Origin of the sequence: Aestuariibius violaceus (assembly GCF_040779325.2) — a bacterium.
Lineage (GTDB): Bacteria > Pseudomonadota > Alphaproteobacteria > Rhodobacterales > Rhodobacteraceae > Aestuariibius > Aestuariibius violaceus.
In genome coordinates, this window is the sequence record NZ_JBFONT020000002.1 from 1 (window position 1) to 19684 (window position 19684).

Below are 19684 nucleotides of genomic sequence, written 5' to 3' on the forward strand. Positions count from 1 at the left end.
ATGAGCGGGGGGGGGGGGGGGGCGCGCGCCCCGCCGCGCGGCCCCGGCGGGGGGGGGGGGCGGGACCCCCGGGGGGGGGGGGGGGGAACGGCGGGAGACCCCCGCCCTAAGGGTTGTGGAGCCGGGGGCGCGGGGTGGCGGCTGGGGATGGTGGGGTGGAACCCCACCCTACGGCCTATGGATGGCGGAGTGCTCCAGAGGGCGGCGCCCGACCCTGGGTGGGGTGAGAGACGTCTCGGACATCGTCCAGTGGACGATTTCAGTCTCGAACGCTGGGCGCGCAGGGCGGGGAGAGGGAGGAGATGCGGTGGGTGAAATCAGCGAGCCTACGCTTGCTTACATGATCTATTTCAGTTTCGACAAAAAGAGTATTGTTGAGCCTGTTAGGTTCAAAGCATATGAGGAGATGCTTTCCGGCACACTTATCGGTTTTTCTCCTTGTCCGTGAGCACCAATCTTGTTCCTTATGGTTGGCGACCCGCTCATAAGAAGCGTCCGAAGTGAAGTAAATTGAGACTCAAGATACTTAGGTACAATATTTTTCTCGAATGCAGTTTTGACTAGCTGGCTTGAAGACATGGTTTCGGTGTCGGATACTCCCCTGCTCGAAAGAATTATCTTTAAAGTGCTTTCAAGAGAACGGACGCAGTCAACAAGACATTCCCGATGCTCACCACTTCGATACTTCTGGTGGGCTGAGATGAATTCGTCTCGAGCAGTCAAAAATCTCTGACCGGAAAGAAAGTTCAAGGATGGCTTTATGATCTCCTTATGGGTGAACTCAGTATCTAGCTTAACAATAGCGCCAGAAACGTACTGATAACCAACGTTGTTCTCTCTCATGCGTTGGTTCAACTCCGAGACAAGCAAAGCCGCTCGCCCCTTGAATTTCCCCGACCATTCATTAGTCACTTTTTCAATCATTCGAAAACAGATCTCAATCACGTCAAGTACCCTTAAGAAGTCACCTTCACTCATAAAAAAGGTCAAGACTTCCGCTCGAAAGTCTTCTTTGTCGTTCAATCTGCCCGATAGTCTAAAGACTCCGTATTCACGTCTCAGAAGTTTAGCAATAGCTTTGTATATGCCTTCTGTGTCTCCTGGTGTGTAATGATCACGGTAATCCCGATCATCTCCTAGACCATCATCGAGAATGTGAACGATCTGAACACGAAGCTTTTCTGGGATCAGGTCGTAGATATAGACGTCATTATCTTGAACGTTTTCAGCTCTCACTCTTTTGGAGAAAAGATCAAACACTGGCATATCAATTCACCTCAAACATCCAACTCCTCCACGAACCGGGCGTTCTCCTGGATGTACTGGAAGCGCAGCTCGGGTTTCTTGCCCATCAGGCGTTCCACGAGGTCGCCGGTCTGGCCGGGGTGGTCTTCGGCGACGGTGACGCGGATGAGTTTGCGGGTCGCGGGGTCCATCGTGGTTTCCTTGAGGTCCTTGGCGTCCATCTCTCCCAGACCCTTGAAGCGGGAGACGGAGATCTGGCCTTTCCCGCCGATGCCGCGGGCCATGAGCGCGTCGCGTTCGGCCTCGTTCAGCGCATAGGCGCGGTGCGCCCCCTGCGTCAGCTTATAGAGCGGCGGGCAGGCGAGGTAGAGGTGGCCCGCATCGATGAGCGGGCGCATCTGGGTGAAGAAGAACGTCATGAGGAGCGAGGCGATATGGGCGCCGTCGACATCGGCGTCGGTCATGATGATGACCTTCTCATACCGCAGGTCGTCGAGGCGGAACTTGGTGCCCATGGCGACGCCGAGCGCTTCGCAGAGGTCCTTGATCTCCTGATTCTGGCCGAGCTTCGAGGACGCGGCACCGAGGACGTTGAGGATCTTGCCGCGCAAGGGCAGGAGGGCCTGGGTTTCGCGGTTGCGGGCGCCCTTGCCGGAGCCGCCGGCGCTGTCGCCCTCGACCAGGAAGATCTCGGTCCCGTCGCGGGTGTTGAGCGAGCAATCGACCAGCTTGCCGGGGAGGCGGGTCTTCTTGGTGGCGGTCTTGCGCTGGGTCTCCTTCTCGGCCCGGCGGCGGAGGCGTTCCTCGGCCCGGAGGATCAGGTAGTCGAGGATGGCGCCCGCCGATTTGGGGTCGGCGCCGAGCCAGGTGTCGAAGCGGTCGCGGACGGCGCTTTCGGTCATCTTCTGGGCGGCCTCGGTCGACAGGCGGTCCTTAGTCTGGCCGACGAAGGCGGGGTCGCGGATGAAGCAGGAGACGAGGCCTTGGGAGGCGGTCTGCAGGTCGTCGCGGGTGATCTGGGCGGCCTTGCGGTTGTTCGCGAGCTCTCCATAGGCGCGCAGGCCCTTGAGGAGGGCGGCCCAGAAGCCCGCCTCGTGCGTGCCGCCTTCGGGGGTGGGGACGGTGTTGCAGTAGGATTGCAGGAAGCCGTCGCGGGCGGGCGTCCAGTTGATCGCCCATTCGACGGAGCCGGGTTCGCCGAACTTCTCCTGAAAGTCGACCTTGCCGGCGAAGGCTTTTTCGGCGTGGGTGGTGGCGTTGCCGAGGGTTTCGGAGAGGTAGTCGGAGAGGCCGCCGGGGAAGTGGAAGGTGGCCTCATCCGGCACGCCGTCGGCGGGGATGGCGGTCTTCCAGCGGATCTCGACGCCCGAGAAGAGGTAGGCCTTGGAGCGGACCATCTTGAGGAGGCGGGCAGGTTTGAAGACCGGCTGGGGGAAGATCTCGGGATCCGGGTGGAAGGTGACGGTGGTGCCGCGGCGGTTGGGGGCGGCGCCGATTTGCTCGACCGGGCCGAGGGGGAGGCCGCGGGAGAAGCGCTGTTCGTAAAGCTGGCGGTCGCGGGCGACCTGGACAATCATCGTGTCCGACAGCGCGTTGACGACGGAGGCGCCGACGCCGTGGAGGCCGCCGGAGGTCTGGTAGGCTTTCCCTGAGAACTTGCCGCCCGCGTGCAGCGTGCAGAGGATGACCTCGAGCGCGGACTTGTCGGGGAATTTCGGGTGCGGGTCGATCGGGATGCCGCGGCCGTTGTCGCGGATGGTGACGGAGTGATCGGCGTGGAGTTCCACCTCGATCCGGGTGGCGTGGCCCGCAACGGCCTCGTCCATGGAATTGTCCAGCACCTCGGCCACCATGTGGTGGAGCGCGCGTTCGTCGGTGCCGCCGATATACATACCGGGGCGTTTGCGGACGGGCTCCAGGCCTTCGAGGACCTCGATGGAGGAGGCGTTGTACTTCTCGGGCTCTTGCCCACCGTGCAGGAGGTCTTCTGGCATGTCTCTGGTCCGCTCGCTCATAACCGCGCCTTGTGTCAGATTCTTATGTATGGCGCTAGATTTTGTGGGTATTAGAGCAGGTCCGGCGCCGTGAGGGAAGCCTTCTCACGACCGTTTGCCGTCCCGCTTGCCGCCTGCCCCGGGGCGCGGTAGGCGGAGGGCATGACGTCCGCGCTCGTCGCCTGCATCAAGTGGGGCACGCTCTATGGCCCCGAATATGTCAACCGCCTCTATTCCGGGGTGCGGCGGCATTTCGACCGGCCGGTGCGGTTTTTCTGCATGACCGAGAACGCGGCGGGGTTTCACCCGGATATCGAGGTGCTGGAGCTGCCGGAGGAGCCCTTCCGGGCGGAGATGGACGCGGCCCTGGAGGTCGCGGACCGGAAGGGGGCGATGCGCAAGGTCTCGCTCTTCCGGCCGGGGGTGATCCCGGCGGAGGGGCCGGTTCTGGGCTTCGATCTGGACGTGGTGATCACGGGGCCCTTGGCGGGGATCTACGACGCCGCGCCGGGGGCGGTGCGGATGCGGCACGATTGGGTCGAGGCGCGGCGGGGGCGGCCGACGGGCCACGGGTCGGTCTTTCGGTTCGATCCGGCCGAGCACGGGTTCCTCTATGAGGAGGTGGCGCGGGATCCTGTGGGTGCCGTGGAGCGGGCGCGGGGGTCGGAGCAGCGGCACACCTCGCATCTGGCGATGGCGCGGGGGGTGTTCGACTATATCCCGGGCGATCAGGTGGTGAGCTTCAAGCACGATTGCATGGACCTGCCGCCGATGAATTACCTGCGGGTGCCGGAGTTCCCCGAGGGCGCGAGTGTGGTCTGCTTTCACGGTCATCCGAAGATGGACGAGGCGGTGGCGGGCTATCGCGGGTCGTTCCTGCGCTGGTGCCGGGCGACGCCGTGGCTGGAGGAGCACTGGGTGGCCCGGGCACGGGAGGATCTGGGCGGGGATTGGGCGTGAGGGGGCTTGGGTGCGGAGCGTTGGTTGGCCCGGCTTGGGTTGCGGTCAGGGGGGTGTGGCCACCGTCCGGTGTGCGAGACGGAGCGGCCATTCTATATCAGACTCTTAAGGATCAGTTCTATACTAGCTTTCTTTGGCCGCTCGCCCTGCTGCGGGAACCGCAAGGATTTTCGCGATTGGACGTTGCGAAGGTTACTTGAGGTCGATCATTTGCGTTGCCAAGCAAGCCCAAGGGCAAATCGACACAAAACCCTACACCCAAATCTTGAACTTGAACTTTTAGTATGTATGGTTTTACGTCTTCGTCACCCTCGTATTGCTGACCTGCCGGGTTTTTGACGGTGACTTCTTTGGGGGTTTGCGGGAGAATAACATTGGTCTATCGGCTTCATTTTCAGTATCCAGGCGGTAAATCTCCTTCATTTTGGTTCGGACAGGAAGAACAGAGTGATTGGGTAGATGCAAGAATGGGTGAGTATGGCTGGGGGTTTCCGGTGCCGGAAGAACTCGCGCCACCGCCCGTTGCGCACGAGATCGAAAGTGCGCCTTTGTCGGACGTCTTTCCGATGTCTGGTGTCTTCGCGGTTAGTCAGAGATTCAGATCAATCATTGAGGAGTTTGAACCGAATGTTCATCAGTTCTTCCCGGTTACCCTTAGGCGCTATAAACCGCGTAACAAGGACGCAGAACCAGATGAGCTCTATTTCATTCTGAATGTTTGCCAGCGCTTTGACGCCGTTTTCAGCGGCCCAGAAAAACGGCGGCCGATCACCGAAACGGAGCGAGGCGATGAAGCAGGAAAACCGGTGATTTCAATCAAGGGACGCACGCGGACCTTTAGCAAACAGAAAATTGCGGGAAGGCACCTTTGGCAGGGTAATGTATTCGGGCGACGCGAAAACTATATCTCCGATGCTCTGGCCGACCGGCTCAAAAAAGAAAAGATCAAATTCATTGAAATCGGAGAGAAATACGAGGAAATCGATGCTCCTTGGGATCCACAGGAAAACATTGGTCCCGTCCTCGAATGGATGGCAAAGAATCCAGACCTGCCTGAGAAGCTTAAGAAGCTGAATCAAGAGTGCTAAGCGGCGCTTTTTGTCGATTTGCCAGCGACCGGCCCGCAACGGCACTTGAATGTCCCCTGTCAGCGCCTTTGGGACATCTGATTTGATTTCGTAGCGGAGGATTTCTGGCTCATCCGAACCGTCAAGGAGTGAAGATGAGACGGAGATCCGGAACAGCCAAACGGTCGGCCGAGAAGGTCGGCAAAGACATCCGGCGTCGAACGCGCAAGCATCACTGAGCCGAAAAGAAGATCCGCATAGTTCGGATGGCCTTCGGGGTGAGGAGAGCATTGCCGGGCTTTGCCGTCGTGAAGGGATCGCGTGAAGCTTGAGGATCGAACTCTCATCTCGTGAGATCAAGCTGCCTGGTCCAGCACGATTGTCATCTCGGGGTTAGTTGTATCTATCGACTTCGTGCCTCACAGGTTTGATGAGCGTCCTGAACCAGCGATGCGCTGGATCACTGTCATCGCGGCCGTGCCAAAGTATCCTTTCTCGGCAACCAGCATGCGGAATGGGTCCGGGAAAGCTACGCTGGACGCCCGTCCAGCCTTTGGTACGCTGCCGCATTGCCGCTTGAGTTGTCTGATTGAGGGGTAACGGCGGCCCATTGCAAACCTTGCCCACCCGAAATCAATGCGACGGTACTGCCCGCCAGGTAAGACATTCGCTGCAGATGCAAAACCACTGCGTATGGGAGAGGCTTTCGTCTTTGCCGCGCTCTATCGTTCGGCCGGTCGTGCAGAAGGCAGAAAATCAGTCAGTGTGAGCTGGTCAGCAAGCCCCGTCTATTCGGCGGGGGAACTGAGAACGGTGCACTGGCCGCAGCGCAAAGGAGTCAATCCCATTCCGCGTAGATGAAGGCATGGCCACAGTCCGGCACTTCGACGAGTTGGGACCGCTCTACCGTTTCGGCGAGCGCGCGGGCGCCTTTGAGCGGGTTGATCTGATCGCATACACCGTGAAAGAGTTGAAATGGAACGCGCAGCTCCGAGACGTCGACGTCGAGAGGTTGCGCGACGATCTGGTATTCCTGAACCAGCCCGTCCATCCCCTGGGCAATACGTTCTTCCAGCATTGCCTTGGATCGTGCGCGGATTACAGGATCCGTGAGGATCGGCAGATACCGCTCTGGATGGCCCAGAAGATCCAGTGCTCCCCCGGACAATGCGTCGTAGTGGACAATCGGATAGGCGTCTTCCCGACCAAGCTGGAAGATCTCGATCTGCCCTCCACCCGGACAATCGATGAGGCGACGAACGTCTCCCTCGCGAGGTCGTCCGTGGCGTGCTCGCAAGAGAAGCGCCGGGTTCAAGAGAACCATCCGGAGCAGTTCGGCTTGGCCGCTCACCCCGGCATGCTCGCAGATATCCTTGAAATAGGTGCGTGCCGTTTCATAGCTTAGGCCTTGGTCTTCGGCAGCGCGGCGCAGGTTCGCATGGCGCAGAAATCCGGAGAGCAGCTTTTGCCGCGACGGCGTCAGGGACAATTCGCGCGCGATATTGGCGGCAATCCCATCGCGGGCCTGCGCAAACCCGATCTGGACGGACGCGACCTTGGGCGGCAACCCCAATTCCCGCGCGCGCTCTGCGTCGAGGACGAGCATGCCGGCGTCGATATCCGCCTCCACGGCCGGCGGGGACCCACTTTGATCACCCCTGCCCAGCATACCGAGGCTGTTGCCGTCATGGCCGAACATCTCTACGCGCAGCGCGACATTGTCGAGAAGCCGGTCCTGGAGGTCGCCCCGTTCCTGCAGCTTGAGGATCCGTTCCGAGATTTGCAGGCCCTTCGCGAAGTGGACCTGCAGATCCCGCAGGCTTTCCGAGGCGGGTTCCGTTTCGCTCTCTTCTTCGAAGGCGTCGTAGATCCGCAGCACCATCTCGGGCCAGAGCGAATTATCGATTGCCGTGTCGTAGATGAGGTGGATGAGCTCAGCGCTCAGTATATCGCTGCGGCGATAGGCGAGTTCTCCTGACACGTATTCGGAACACCAACATGCGCTTTTCCATCAGTCGCCTTTCCGTTGCCTCCGCTCTGCAGTCGGCGGCGTTTCTGCCAGACATCGGGCACGAATAACGAGACCGTTTGGCCCGTCGGAACCGGCCCTCAGGTGTGTCTCTTCTACTTGCTCCAATCTGACGAGTTCAGAAACGCGCCTGTCTTTCTTCTTGGCGCTGATGGTTTGCCGAGGAATACCGGTGGCAGCTATTGGTTTGCCGATAGATTTGAGCTCGAGAAAAGGATCGTTGCCTCGGATATCGAGGAGGAATGCGAATTCTCCGATGTGACGATTATCAATCAATCCGAAGCCGACCTTCTTCGCGGATATGCGGGCGATAACTACATGGGGATCACGTTCCGCGGTACGCCCAATGGTCAGGACCAGGAATATGAGCACGAGATCGCCCTGGTCGGCGCGACAGATACGTTGATCGTCAACACGCGCATCGCGGTTCAACTCGTGAACACCCGCCCGACGGCGCATGCCGGACGGCAACACCGCCGCCCAGCGGTTCAGCATCGAGAGCGACCTCACCAGGCCGGGTGTTACGATCAGTGGCGTTCCATCGGTGATCACCGCCCTTTTCACCGCGACCATCACGTTCAGCGAGGACGTCACCGGGTTCGAGCTTGCCGATATCACGGTCACTGGAGGAACGTCGTCGGATCTCACCTCCGTCTCGGGTCGCAGCTATACAATCGTGGTGACCCCGGTTGCCGAGGGTACGCTGTCGCTCTCTGTCCCAGCAAACGTCGCAGAGGATGCGAGCGGCAACGGCAATGCGCCTTCCCCGATCTCGAGCGGCAGCAGCGATCTGACAGACCCGGACGTCACGCTCACCGGAACGGCAGCCTTCCCGGGGACGCCCTACGCGCTGACCGTCACGTTCTCCGAAGCTGTCACGGGCCTGGCTCTCGCGGATTTCGTGACGACGAATGTGATGCTGTCTGATCTGTCCGGGTCGGGAACGACCTTCACCGTTCAGGCTCTTGCGAGCGACTTTGACCAGTCGGTCCAGCTGCCGGCGAACACGGTCGCCGACGCATCGGGCCGTGGGAATACGGCGTCCAACACCTTCTCGGTCACGCCCGACGCCTCAGCCCCCGTGCTCAGCATTACCGGCATGCCCGATCAGTTTCAGGCCGGCGCCGTTTTCGACGTGACCTTTGCCTTCAGCGAAGACGTGACGGGGTTCGACGCGACTGATGTGGCCGTGACGCACGGTACTCTTGGCGGGTTCAGCGGAGGTCCATCGGTATTCTTCGCGACGATGAGGCCAGATGGCGACAATGATGTCACCGTCTCGGTCGCCGAGGTGCCGCGACCGACATCACTGGCATGCCATCGCTGGCCGCATCCGCAAGAGCCTCAATCGACAGCGCGGCCATTGCCAGCGAAGCGATCGCAAGCTTCCTAGAGAACCGGGCCCGCAGCCCGGTACAGAACCGTCACGGCTGACGGATTTTATCACACGGCAGCGCGAGGGGTCGGCACAGGCCTCTGTAACGCAAGACAGTGCTGGCTTCGAACTGCATTCGCGCGGCAATGGTGCAGTCTGGTTTTCCCTGTCCGGCTCCTGGACCGAGACCGACGCAGAGGCGCTGTCCTACTCGCTTGCCGTTATCGGGAGTCACCGCGACCTTGCGTCAGGTGCGATTCTGGGCGCCATGCTGCAATTCGACATTGCGGACCAGAGCGATAACGACACCGATGTCAGTGGGCAGGGATGGCTGGTCGGTCCCTACTTCGCCAGCCCGATTGCGGGCCATCCCGTCTATGTCGAAAGGGATTTCGAAATCGACGCCAGACAGCGCGATCTATGGTTCGATCTCGGCGTCTCCGGCATCTACTCCGAGGTGTCGAGCGACGGAGCGGCGACCGCCTACATTCCGAATGAGGACGGCGGCCGCGCAAGGATCGATTACGACCTGCGGTATGATAACGGCTCCAGAGTTACCTCCAGCCTTGCGGGATTTGTGGACGGCCTAGGCAGCGAAAGCGGTTTGCAGACGCACGGGCAGGAGTTCGAACTCCAAATGAAGTTCTGACGGTAGGAGCCTTATGCAGGTGTAGATTTCCGGCACCGCCCTCAAGGAACAAAAAAGGTCACGTATGGAACGGCCCGGAGCCTGTGTAGGTGTGCGGACGCCGAACTGAGGTCGAGCTCCCGATAGGGTCACAGGGAAACTGTGAGCATGGGAGATTTCGAACGGGGTATTTTGCGGACCTGGATGTTTCTCTGCGGTGGTGTGCAGTATGCGTGATTGACGGTAAGGGCACGGTTTTGTGCGAGCGAGAGCTGCCCTGTGAGATGAGGGAGATCGCATCCTACCTGAACGAGCTTTCCTATCCGATCGAGCGGGTCGGCGTCGAGTCCGGCACATCAAGCCAGCATCTGTTTTACGGTTTGGCATCGGTAGGGTTCGACGTCGTCTGTATGGACGCACGACAGGTGAGCGCTGCTCTATCAGTCCACCGCAGACTCCCGCACGGGCCAACTGACCAAGCCTTGATCATGTTCGACCGGCGGTTAGCTTGCAGACGATGGTTGGCCCGGATCATATGAAGGTTGTCCTTGGACGATTTACCGTTCTTTCCGTTTTCGTCGCGGCACTGTGGGTGATCCAAGCCGTGAACTGGGTCACGGGATACAATCTCAACATCGCTTTCGGCCTCGTGCCGAGACAGATCTACGGCCTTGATGGGGTTTTCGGCATGCCCATCCTGCATGGCAGTTTCGGGCATCTCATGGCGAATACTCCACCATTGCTTTTGATGGGCGCGCTGCTGGCAGCGACAGCAACTCGAGCGCTGCTTGCCATTAACGCTGTAGTTGTCGGCCTGGGAGGCGCACTTGTCTGGCTGCTTGGAAGTCCAGCTATCCACATCGGAGCGTCTGGATTGGTCTTCGGGTGGTTCGGTTTTCTCATCACACGTGGCCTTGTGGACCGATCTCCTATCGCGCTTGGGGCAGCAATATTCGTGGGCTTGTTTTATGGCTCCATGATATGGGGGGTGCTTCCAGGCCAACCCGGCGTTTCCTGGGAAGCCCACCTCTTCGGCGCGCTTGCAGGCTCAGTCGCTGCCTTAACCGTGCGTACGCATGTTCATGCTCCGCGACTGCGCGACGTGGATCGGAGATGACGAACCTTGAATGGCTGCCCTTGGCGGACTCACAGCAAGATGGGGCGATGCTGCAGTCGCAGCCCACAAAGCTGCATTAGTTGCTACAGCTTATCGTCGAACAATTCGAACTTGGACAATGCGGACAAAGATGAGCTTCCCCCCGCATCGATGACTGCTTCATTGGGTTGCAAGCTCTGACGGCCGATCACAACGCGCCATTGACCACCATCGTTCTCGCTGCCCGCCCGGCGGAAACGAGGTATTCCGGGTCACGATGGACCAGGACGGTGGAGAATGCGCCGTCCATCAGCAACACCACGTGCCTCGCCAGTTCGTGAGGGTTGTCCGTGTTTCGATCCTCGAAGACATCACAGAGCCAGGCTTCGAATTTCTTCTTGTGCGCGGCGCCGACTTTCATGGCCGGGTGGCCTGGCATGTTTGCCAGCTCGGCAGCGGTGCGCAGGAAACCGCAGCCCTTCCACCTGGGGTGGCGGGCGGATTGGGCAAGGTTCAGGAAAATCGCTTCAACCTTGTCGGCAAGCTGGCCATCGGCCTCATCAAACCACTTCCTGAAGAGTGCGAGGTTCGGCTGGTCACGCGATGCCAGATAGGCCTCGATCAGATCGTCCTTGCTCTTGAAATGGTAGTAGAGGGTCTTTTTCGTGAGACCGGCTTTTGCGGCAATGGTATCTACGCTGACGGCCCGAATTCCCTCGCTGTAAAACAGGCGGTTGGCTGCATTGAGGATGCGGTCTTTCGCAGGGAGATTTGCTGGTGACATACGCATGTATACTACTCAGTGAGTATACGTCAAATTCAAGCCTCGGTAGGGTCTTCAAAACAGAACGGAGACCATAATGACGGACCTCATAACATACGATAGGAAAGGAGCTGTCGTCCTTCTGACCCTGAACCGGCCCGAGAAACTGAACGCCATCAGCTATGCCGCAAACGACCGCTTGCTGGCGCTGCTCGACGCCATCGAAACCGACCGGTCCATACGGGCTGTGATCCTTACCGGCGCTGGGGAGCGGGCGTTTTCAGCAGGTGGCGACATTCCCGAATTCACTGAAAGCGTCAAAGCCGGTGTCGATGACGCCGTGCGAGACTTTTGCAAACGCGGCCAGACCATGACCGCCAGACTGGAAGCCTTTCCAAAGCCAATCATTGCTGCCGTCAACGGCATCGCCTTTGGCGGCGGATGTGAAATCACGGAGGCGGTTCATCTGGCAATCGCCAGCGAAAGGGCGGTGTTCGCGAAGCCGGAGATAAAGATCGGGATACCCCCGACCTTTGGCGGCACGCAGCGACTGCCACGCCTTGCCGGGCGCAAGCGCGCCTTGGAGCTTCTTCTGACGGGAGACGCCTTTTCCCCCCGGCGGGCCTACGAGATGGGGCTGGTGAACAAGGTCGTTCCGCACGACGAATTGCTGCCCGCCGCCTTTGATCTGGCAGACCGTATCATCCGGCATTCTTCGCTCGCGGCGTCACGGATCATCAACGCCGTCACAAGGGGGATCAACACAACCATTGACGAGGGACTGCTTATCGAACGCGAACAATTCGCGCGGATGGCGGCCACGCAAGATGTGCATGAAGGCCTGAGCGCGTGGATCGCGCGACGGATACCGCACCACACAGGAGCCTAGCGTGGAAGACCCTCAGTTTCATAAGAGCTTTTCGAAAGAGACATGGGAGATTTTCAAGACGCATCAGCGGCCGGGATCCATCCAGATGTTGAACCTCGTCCGGCTGCGTGCACGGGCTGAATATCCGGACGGGCGAGCCTCTACCGGGGCGGAAGCCTACAGGGCCTACAGCGACTTGAGCGCGCCTGTTTTTCAAAGGCTGGGCGGACAGATCATCTGGCGCGGCAGGCACGAGTTAACGATGGTTGGTCCGCAATCAGAAGTATGGGATATTGCTTTCATTGCGGCATATCCCAGTGTTCAGTCCTTCCTGGATATGATGAGAAATGAAACCTACCGCGATGCGATGAGACACCGGCAGGCTGCTGTGCTGGATAGCCGATTGGTGCGATTTGCATCCGGAGAAAATGCTCTCAGTTTCGCCGGATGAACGACGATCAGATCACATTGGTACTGGAGCAGTTCGATGAAGCATGCCGTCCAAACCTTCGTGGAAGGTGTCGTGCAGATGTATGCCTTGAAGGCACCCAACGGGCAAGTTCCGGGGGCTGAGCTTGGCGAATTCATTGATCTACTGCATGCCATGGACTGGTCCGCTGAAGAGAGGCCGATCCCATCGCCAGCGACCATTACCGGCCTACGCCATATGCAGAACGCACTTGCAGCTGCCTATGCGGAAGGTCCATGTCCCATCGTGGATGCCTTGCGACTTTGCATCGGAGTTACACCTTGGGAAACCTACTATGCAGACAGCGTTTGGTCGCAGCCTTTTCTACATGAGTTCGCATCTGGCGAGTTGATCGGTCCAAACGGGTTCTTTCCAAGCAGTGATGTGTCGCTCGGTCTGTTCTTACTTGGGCCAAACACAACATATACCGAGCACGCTCATACTTCGAGTGAAGTCTATTACATACTCTGCGGAACGGTGACATACCGGATCGGTGATCCGCAAAGTCCTCGAACTGCAAAGCCGGGCGATCTGATTTATACCGCCCCGAATGAACGGCATGATATCCAGACGGGTGATACGCCGATGTTGGCGGTTTACACTTGGAAGGGCGACCCGTCTGCCACGAGCTATCATTATGACGAAGGACCATGGCTTGGTGGCATTCTAGTCCACCCGCCGCTCGTCAACCGTGGGTGAAATCATCGCGCCCGGTCTGCAAGCCGTAGAGAATTCTTGGTTGAGGCAGGGACAGTTCAAGTATTCGAGGTAGGGATCGAGGAAGTGTTTTCTCAATCTTCTCAGGGCATTACCTGAAGACTTGGGGCCAATCCATGTGTTGGTCTGGAGCGCGCGATATTCGCTGCACTATACCAAAGCTGAAAATACGGAACTTTGCGGCAGCGTAACCACGCGGTGGCAATGCTGGATGGAACTGCCGTTGGTTCAATAGTCGCTGTGCAGAGGCTACGTTGACTCAGACAGCCCATTCGAAAGCATCTCCTGTTTCCAAAGATTCCAGAACCGCGGGCAGGAGATACAGAAGGAAGGGCCTCAGCTTCAGCACGAGCGCGATCGCCATCGCGCCCTGATCAGCTCCATCTGAGCGGTCCAGGTAGACTTTTAATGCCTTGTCGACCTTTGGTCCATCCAGGCGAGGGCTTCGGGCGCGGGCGGGCGATAGCCAAAAGCACTGATGTAAGGATCTCGTCAGCAAGTTCGCTCAACGTCATCGCTGGAAAACCATGAGATGGATGGAGCTAAGAATGAGCGTAGAAAGATCTACCGAAGGCGCCAGTGTTCAGCAAAACGTGCCGGACAGAGGCGCGGTACAAGCCTCTTTCACCGTCGCACAGCGTAGAAACGGTGAAGCATCAGGCCTGCAAACCACCCAGGCCAGTGTTGCGGGTGCGTTGCCCCTATCGCCGGAGCTACAAGTCCTTGGAGCGCTCGCCGGCGCTGCGGGCAAGTTCCTCGCGCCGGGCGGCGGAAGCGCGGCTGCCGGTGGGGCGGCATCGGGCGGCAGTGCCGCCGGAGGAGGCGCGGCGGCCTTCGGTGCCACACTCATGAAAGGCGGGGTGGTGACGGTCGTCGGAGCGGGGCTGGTTCTGGGGGAGGCCTTTATCCCCGGCGTCGGTTTGCCGGCGGGGAGCTCCAGATCTGAACGCACGGCGCAGAGCGGAACCTTACTGTCGCGGATCGTGAAGGAGTCTCCGGACCTCGAACTCGGGACCGATCAGAAAACCGGCCAGCGCGCGGCCGTGGACAAGGTTACCGGCAAGAGCGCCTATGTGGTGAACAAGGATGGCAGCCTGCAGATCGCCGATGGCATGAAGGCGATCGCTGCAGACCGGGCGATGACGGTGTTCGTCGGGCAGACGGTGAAGGCCATGGCCAATCAGGGTTTCGACGTCTCGAACACGGCCGATCTGAACCAGGCGTTGCGGGATTATGCGACCACGAGGGTCGGCAGTTCTGCCTCGCCGCGGGATTACGCCGCCGTTTTCGGAAAGCTCGCCGGTGACAAGGATGCGCTCAAGGCGATTGCTGACCGCGCGCAGGTGACGGCTCCGGTGTCTGCCTATCAGGGCAATGCGGCGGCGGGCGGGTCCGCTGGCGCTGTCCAGAAGCAACCTCTCCCGACCTATGACGAATACGAAAGCCGGATCCTTGGGGAAGTCGACGCGGCTTCGGGTGCGGCGTCGGCCAACGTTATGGAGCAGCGTCTCGACGATTTGGAGGATTACGACAGAGAGCACGGGACAAGCCTTGCCCGTCGGGTAAAGAAGGCCGCCAGCGAAAAGGTTCGGAAGCAAGTTGGGGAGATAGCTGAGGCCGGAAAGAGACCTCCATCACGCGAAGAACAGGAAGAGATGGAACACCAGGAGGCCGAAGCGCTCGCCGGGAGGGTTCTCGAAGATATTGACAGGTTGGAGCGTCAGATGCGGGAAGGCGATAGCCCGATCATCCTGTCGGGGGGCAGCGCGCGTCGAGCTCCCAACCGGGGGCAGATTAATGAAGCGGCCCGCGATGCGGTCAATCGGTACGCGTCATCAGGCGATATGATTACTCCGCCACCGCAGGGGAAACCTCCCAAGGTGAACTTCTCAAAAACGCAGGTCGCGACGATGGCGACTGTCGCGGGCGCGTCGGTCCTTCTTGGCGGTGGGTATCTCGGAATACGGGAGGCTGTTGAATTTTTTGGCCGCAAAGAAGGGATATGGGGTTCTGAGCCATGGACTTATCCCGAAAACGCCGATGGCTCCTATTTCGACGAGAAACGAAACCCCGAATTCAAAGAGACGGACCATAATGTCGGATCCCGAGGCTTATTCGGTGTTCGCATCAAGGAGACGAAAGAGGGGGAAGGGGCCGATGGCCTTGGCGATGTGGTGCAGATCGTCGCACCGCTTGCCAAGCGATCGGTTGTGGAGCGAAAGCAACTCGTCGACCTTGAAGAACGCGTCAAGCCGGGGCAACCGATCCTCAGAGTCAAGGATGATGATCTGGAAGCCGAGATCACAAAGCTGGAAACGGAACTGAAGAGCCTTGAAGGCCGGATCGGCGTTGAGATCTTCCGGGCCAGCAAGGCCAAGAACATCCCGCGTCAGGAGGTCGAGGAGATTGATGCCCAGATCCAGGAAAAGGAAGTGGACCTGGCGCGGGCTGAGGTGGATCTCGGGCGGATCAACTTTCTCTATGAGAATGGGGCAGTTTCCAAGCAGGCCCAGGACGAGGCGGTCGCCCTCGTCAAGAAGACCAAAGCTCAGATTTCAGATCTGAATGCCGACCGACGCGCTGCCCTTACCAACCTTGAGCTTGCCGGAGACGCGGCCAACCTTTCGCCGACCGACGCGATCGAGATCATGAAGACAGGCACTGTAAAAGAACGCGCCAACCTTCCTGAAAGCGTGGCGGAAGCTGTCGGCAACTACCTGGCTACGCTAAACGAGCTTGGCAAGCAGCTCGATATTCAGGCAAGAAACACAACGTATTCCAGCGTGTACGGTACAGTCACCAATTCCAACGCGTTGAAAACATTTGCCAACAACCTCGACAACACAACGACGTTGACGGACAACACAGAATCCGCGAATAACAAGAACCCTCTCCTGAATAACAAGAATGACGGCAATCTTGCTATCCTGATCGACAAATCGCCGGATGGTCCCTACGGACCGGACAAAGGGGATGCCTTGACGGTCGAAACCGCGGTCAGCTGGGATGTTTTTTCGAAGATAAAGAAGGGCGACAAGCTTCCCTTCGTTCTGACGGATGGCAGCACCGGTGTCGGTACGGTTGACCGCCTTGCCACGATTGGTGAGGGCGATGGTTACCGCGTCGAACTGAAAATCGACGGAACGCTGACTGCGCCAGACGGTACGAAAAAGAAGCTTGATCCTAGATATGCCGACTATATCCGGGTCTATGCAAAGACAGATCCGATTACTGTTCGACCGAAACCTGTCAACCATATTGACGGTGATGATCTCGTCAATGAGGTTTCGTTTTCGGAGGCCTCCCTGCCGACCAAGGTGGACGGGCCGACGGACTTTCCCGAGCGGCGGCAGGATTTCGAGTTTTCCCGACCCGTGTATCAGAAGAACGGTGCCAACAGAACTCGGGTGGGTACCGTCATCGTGAAAGGAACAGTTTCGACCGACGGAAAGACGGTCGCTCTTGGAGAGAATACGACAATTTCCTTCAGGTCGATTGACGGCAACACCGCTGAAACGTCCGAAATCCAACGTCCTGAGACTTTCGGAGGATCGAGCTACGGTGGTGTAGTGGGTATCGATGGCAGTATGGTGAAGGCGTCGGTGAAGCTCAACGTGACACCAGACAATGCGGCCCGGTCGTTCAATGCGACCTTCGGGGAGACGCGCCCGCCTGACAGCACCGAGACGACGGTAAAGTTCGACATCGTCCCGTCGGGTGCCAATGATGAGATCGTCCGGCTCCGCGTTCCGGATGCGATCCTGCTGCCGGATCTGTGATGACCTGTCGATGACGTGCGCTGCCGAAGATCGGTCTGCGGTCTTCGGCGGAGGTGAAAGACCTCTGATTTCAGTGCCCGAATGGCCTCTGTGCCTTTCGGGCATTTTTGCGTGAGGGTTATTTCGGGTTTTTGACGATGGTTGTGTCTGAGCGTATGAGGGCATTGTCGCCCTTATGCTTTGGATATGAGCGAGGCGCTTCGTCTAGATCCTCGCGCGGATGGAGAAATGCGCCCGGCGTTCTCTCGGCGGGTTGATGCCGGAGGTTTCTTTCGCATCATCGGTCGACGGTCGGAAATGCTGTCTCTGAAGCAGTTCACCCCTCCGAGCGGGAGGGGTGTTCAGGGCGACTAACCGGTCCCGGTCAGGCGGTTTCGTTTCGGATCAGCTTTCTTACCTGGTTCGCCGTCCTTCTTTCGAACCGGTACTTCTCTATCAGTTTTGCGGCCTTTGCGATGCAGGCGCTGAGGCTGGTGAGCATCTCCTGTCTCCTTTGTTTTCCTATAAATGTCTTGCCGAAATAGCCTTGCTTCAGCCTTACGATGCCGGCTTCAGATCTTCGCAGAGAGGCTTCCCCCGAGGAAGGATCGGGGGAGCCAGATCCCGTCGCATGGGCGGGGCCTCGAGCGGCTCGGTTTTAGAGGAGGGGCTTCTCGTTGGTAGAGAAGTGGAGGGAGAAGACGGCACCGCCCCCCTCGCGATCGGCCACGTCGACGGTTCCACCATGGACCTGCATGATCTGCCGCACGATCGCGAGCCCCATGCCGGTTCCGTTCGGTGTTGGCGTCCGGCCCTGCCCGAAGGGCATGAAGATGTGCTTCTTTTCCGAACCGGGAACGCCAGGCCCGCGATCCATGACTTCCATGGTCGAAGGCGGGTGGATCCGTATCCTGACGGTCGTGCCGGGCGCGGTATGGGCGATCGCGTTTTCGACCAGGTTGTGCAGGGCCTCGACCGCCAGATGCGCCTCTCCCGCCACGATGACGGGCGATGTCGCCTCGACCAGCTCCAGTTCGCAGCCCTGGTCGATGGCCAGCGGCGCGAGAGAGGTGGCGACCTCGGTTGCGAGTTCCGACAGGTCCATCCGCGAGGACGGATCGAGCTCGAACGCGCTCAGCCGGGCGCTGGTCAGAAGCTGGCGGACAAGCCGATCCATATGGTCCAGATCGTCCTCGACAAGCGCGCGGCCTTCGAAGGCGGGGATCGACTGGAGCCGCGCCCGCAGGACGGCCAGCGGCGTTTTCAGCTGGTGGGCCGCATCGATGGTGAAGCGCTTTTGCGCCTCGTAGCCTTCGGCCACCCGGTCGATTGCATCGTTGAACGCCTCGGCGAGCGGAGCGATTTCGGCGGGTGCCGCATGGACGGGCAACCGTGCGCGCAGACTTTGCGGGCCGATCTCGCGCGCTTTTCCGGACAGGTAGGTCAGGCCCGTGGTGCTGTATCTCACCAATCCGACGCCGAGCAGGATAAAGACGGCGAGGAAGGGAAGCCCGACCATGACGGCTTCGTCCATAAGCTCGATCGCAACCGCCCGGTTCAGGAAGTCGTCGGTGACCTTGTGCTGTGCGACGGTGATGAAGACGTCTCCGCCGCGGGTCGAAAAGCGCTCGGTCAGGCCGAAGCGTGTCGGATCGAGGCCGCGCGCCTCGGTCGGGGACATGTCGACCGCCTGGAAGAAGTCGAAGAACTCCGGAAAGGTAAATCCGGGCTGAAGGACCTCGAGCGCGTTGTCGCCATCGACAAAGAGGAGGTCCCCCCGCGCGTTCCGGATGGCGAAGATCGCGCCCGAATGCTCCATCTCGTAGAGCCGGAGCAGTTTTTCGGGTAGGTCGAGCGTCAGGCTACCGTCATCGGTCAGAACGAGCGCATCTGCCAGGTCCTGGGCCTGATGGCCCAGAGCCACTTCCTGCACCAGATCGTCGATATGGGCGATCTGGCGCACGGCCATGTAGGAGGCTGCGGCGATCCCGAGAAGCGCCAGCAGCACGAAGCGCAGACTGAGCTGAACCCTAATTGAGTTTGCGTTCACGGATCAGATATCCAACGCCTCGGACGGTATGGATCTCGGCCGTTGCACCGGCCGATATCAGGCTCTTGCGCAGCCGGCAGATGCAGACCTCGATCGAATTGGGCGTCACCTCTTCGCCATGGCCATAGAGGCTTTCTTCCAGGGACTGCTTCTGAACCACCCGCCCGGTGCGGCGCATCAGGTGTTCCAGCATGCAGCCTTCCCGGCGAGAGAGCTGTATCGGCTGCTCAGCGACGGCGGTCTCTCGATGGACGGGATCGAAGGCGACGTTGCCGGTGACCAGCTTGGTCGGCAGGAGGGCCGCGGGGCGGCGGAGGATGGCGCGGATCCGCGCCTCCAACTCATCCGGCGAAACAGGTTTCGGCAAGTAATCGTCTGCCCCTGCGTCGAGACCTTCGATCCGGTCCTCGATCTTGTCGCGCACGGTCATGAAGAGGGCGGGGGTCGCCATCCCGCCACGGCGGCGCGCGCTGAGCCAGACCTTGCTGTCCCCGTCCGGCACCTGACGATCCAGTAGCAGGAGGTCGTATGCGGCCGTTTCGACGGCGTCGCCCGCTTCATCCAGTGTGGTGACGAGATCGACCGCAAAGCCGATGCGGCGCAGATGGGAGCCGAACATATCGGCGCTTTTCGGGTTATCTTCGAGGAGCAGGACACGCATCCGG

General features: G+C 59.6%; 16 protein-coding genes. 9 read left to right on the forward strand and 7 right to left on the reverse strand.

Translation table 11 applies throughout. The features are described from left to right. Positions 1-345: 345 nt before the first annotated feature. The gene (locus tag AADZ90_RS07100; protein ID WP_367311920.1) at positions 346-1260 is read right to left on the reverse strand and encodes an abortive infection family protein; all 915 of its coding nucleotides are present in this window, start codon (positions 1258-1260) and stop codon (positions 346-348) included. A 17-nt stretch (positions 1261-1277) separates the two neighbouring features. Then, positions 1278-3239 (reverse strand): DNA topoisomerase IV subunit B, encoded by a 1962-nt coding sequence (gene parE / locus AADZ90_RS07105; protein ID WP_367311923.1) that lies wholly within the window; start codon positions 3237-3239, stop codon positions 1278-1280. 162 nt (positions 3240-3401) lie between these two features. On the opposite strand from parE, the gene AADZ90_RS07110 reads away from it, so the two are divergent. Both AADZ90_RS07110 and AADZ90_RS07115 read left to right on the forward strand, forming a co-directional pair. After that, positions 3402-4199 carry a glycosyl transferase gene (locus tag AADZ90_RS07110; RefSeq protein ID WP_367311919.1) on the forward strand — a complete coding sequence of 266 codons (798 nt, stop codon included), beginning with the start codon at positions 3402-3404 and terminating at the stop codon, positions 4197-4199. 374 nt (positions 4200-4573) lie between these two features. Beyond that, complete coding sequence (locus tag AADZ90_RS07115; protein ID WP_367311918.1) at positions 4574-5287, forward strand: imm11 family protein; 714 nt, start codon at positions 4574-4576, stop codon at positions 5285-5287. An 817-nt stretch (positions 5288-6104) separates the two neighbouring features. On the opposite strand, the gene AADZ90_RS07120 is transcribed toward AADZ90_RS07115, so the two are convergent. Both AADZ90_RS07120 and AADZ90_RS07125 read right to left on the reverse strand, forming a co-directional pair. Beyond that, positions 6105-7247, reverse strand: a complete 1143-nt coding sequence (locus AADZ90_RS07120; protein ID WP_367311917.1) for a bifunctional helix-turn-helix transcriptional regulator/alpha/beta hydrolase — start codon at positions 7245-7247, stop codon at positions 6105-6107. 30 nt (positions 7248-7277) lie between these two features. After that, entirely contained in the window at positions 7278-7790 is a 513-nt protein-coding gene (locus AADZ90_RS07125) for a hypothetical protein (RefSeq protein WP_367311916.1), read from the reverse strand. Between AADZ90_RS07125 and AADZ90_RS07130 the strand changes: the two genes are divergently transcribed. From AADZ90_RS07130 to AADZ90_RS07140, 3 genes are all read left to right on the forward strand, one after another. Continuing rightward, a complete protein-coding gene (locus AADZ90_RS07130) occupies positions 7753-8688 on the forward strand; it encodes an Ig-like domain-containing protein (RefSeq protein ID WP_367311915.1) in 936 nt (311 codons plus the stop codon). The genes AADZ90_RS07125 and AADZ90_RS07130 overlap by 38 nt on opposite strands. A gap of 250 nt (positions 8689-8938) precedes the next feature. Further along, a complete protein-coding gene (locus tag AADZ90_RS07135; protein WP_367311914.1) occupies positions 8939-9319 on the forward strand; it encodes a hypothetical protein in 381 nt (126 codons plus the stop codon). A gap of 496 nt (positions 9320-9815) precedes the next feature. Next, positions 9816-10415 carry a rhomboid family intramembrane serine protease gene (locus AADZ90_RS07140; RefSeq protein WP_411997019.1) on the forward strand — a complete coding sequence of 200 codons (600 nt, stop codon included), beginning with the start codon at positions 9816-9818 and terminating at the stop codon, positions 10413-10415. Between the two features lie 187 nt (positions 10416-10602). On the opposite strand, the gene AADZ90_RS07145 is transcribed toward AADZ90_RS07140, so the two are convergent. Then, the gene (locus tag AADZ90_RS07145) at positions 10603-11184 is read right to left on the reverse strand and encodes a TetR/AcrR family transcriptional regulator (protein WP_367311912.1); all 582 of its coding nucleotides are present in this window, start codon (positions 11182-11184) and stop codon (positions 10603-10605) included. A gap of 70 nt (positions 11185-11254) precedes the next feature. Here AADZ90_RS07145 and AADZ90_RS07150 point away from each other — a divergent pair, with 70 nt between their 5' ends. The 4 genes from AADZ90_RS07150 (at position 11255) to AADZ90_RS07165 (ending at position 16990) form a co-directional block, all read left to right on the forward strand. Beyond that, complete coding sequence (locus tag AADZ90_RS07150; RefSeq protein WP_367311911.1) at positions 11255-12046, forward strand: crotonase/enoyl-CoA hydratase family protein; 792 nt, start codon at positions 11255-11257, stop codon at positions 12044-12046. Position 12047: 1 nt separating this feature from the next. Beyond that, on the forward strand, positions 12048-12476 hold the full coding sequence (locus tag AADZ90_RS07155) for a DUF1330 domain-containing protein (RefSeq protein WP_367311910.1): 429 nt from the start codon (positions 12048-12050) through the stop codon (positions 12474-12476). 36 nt (positions 12477-12512) lie between these two features. Then, positions 12513-13193 (forward strand): dimethylsulfonioproprionate lyase family protein, encoded by a 681-nt coding sequence (locus AADZ90_RS07160; RefSeq protein WP_367311909.1) that lies wholly within the window; start codon positions 12513-12515, stop codon positions 13191-13193. A gap of 566 nt (positions 13194-13759) precedes the next feature. Further along, positions 13760-16990 (forward strand): HlyD family secretion protein, encoded by a 3231-nt coding sequence (locus AADZ90_RS07165; protein ID WP_367311908.1) that lies wholly within the window; start codon positions 13760-13762, stop codon positions 16988-16990. A gap of 637 nt (positions 16991-17627) precedes the next feature. Here AADZ90_RS07165 and AADZ90_RS07170 read toward each other — a convergent pair. Further along, positions 17628-19019 carry a sensor histidine kinase gene (locus tag AADZ90_RS07170; protein WP_367311907.1) on the reverse strand — a complete coding sequence of 464 codons (1392 nt, stop codon included), beginning with the start codon at positions 19017-19019 and terminating at the stop codon, positions 17628-17630. Continuing rightward, positions 19000-19680, reverse strand: coding sequence for a response regulator transcription factor (locus AADZ90_RS07175; protein ID WP_367311906.1), 681 nt, complete (start codon positions 19678-19680; stop codon positions 19000-19002). The genes AADZ90_RS07170 and AADZ90_RS07175 overlap by 20 nt, the downstream gene beginning before the upstream one ends. Positions 19681-19684 lie beyond the last annotated feature (4 nt).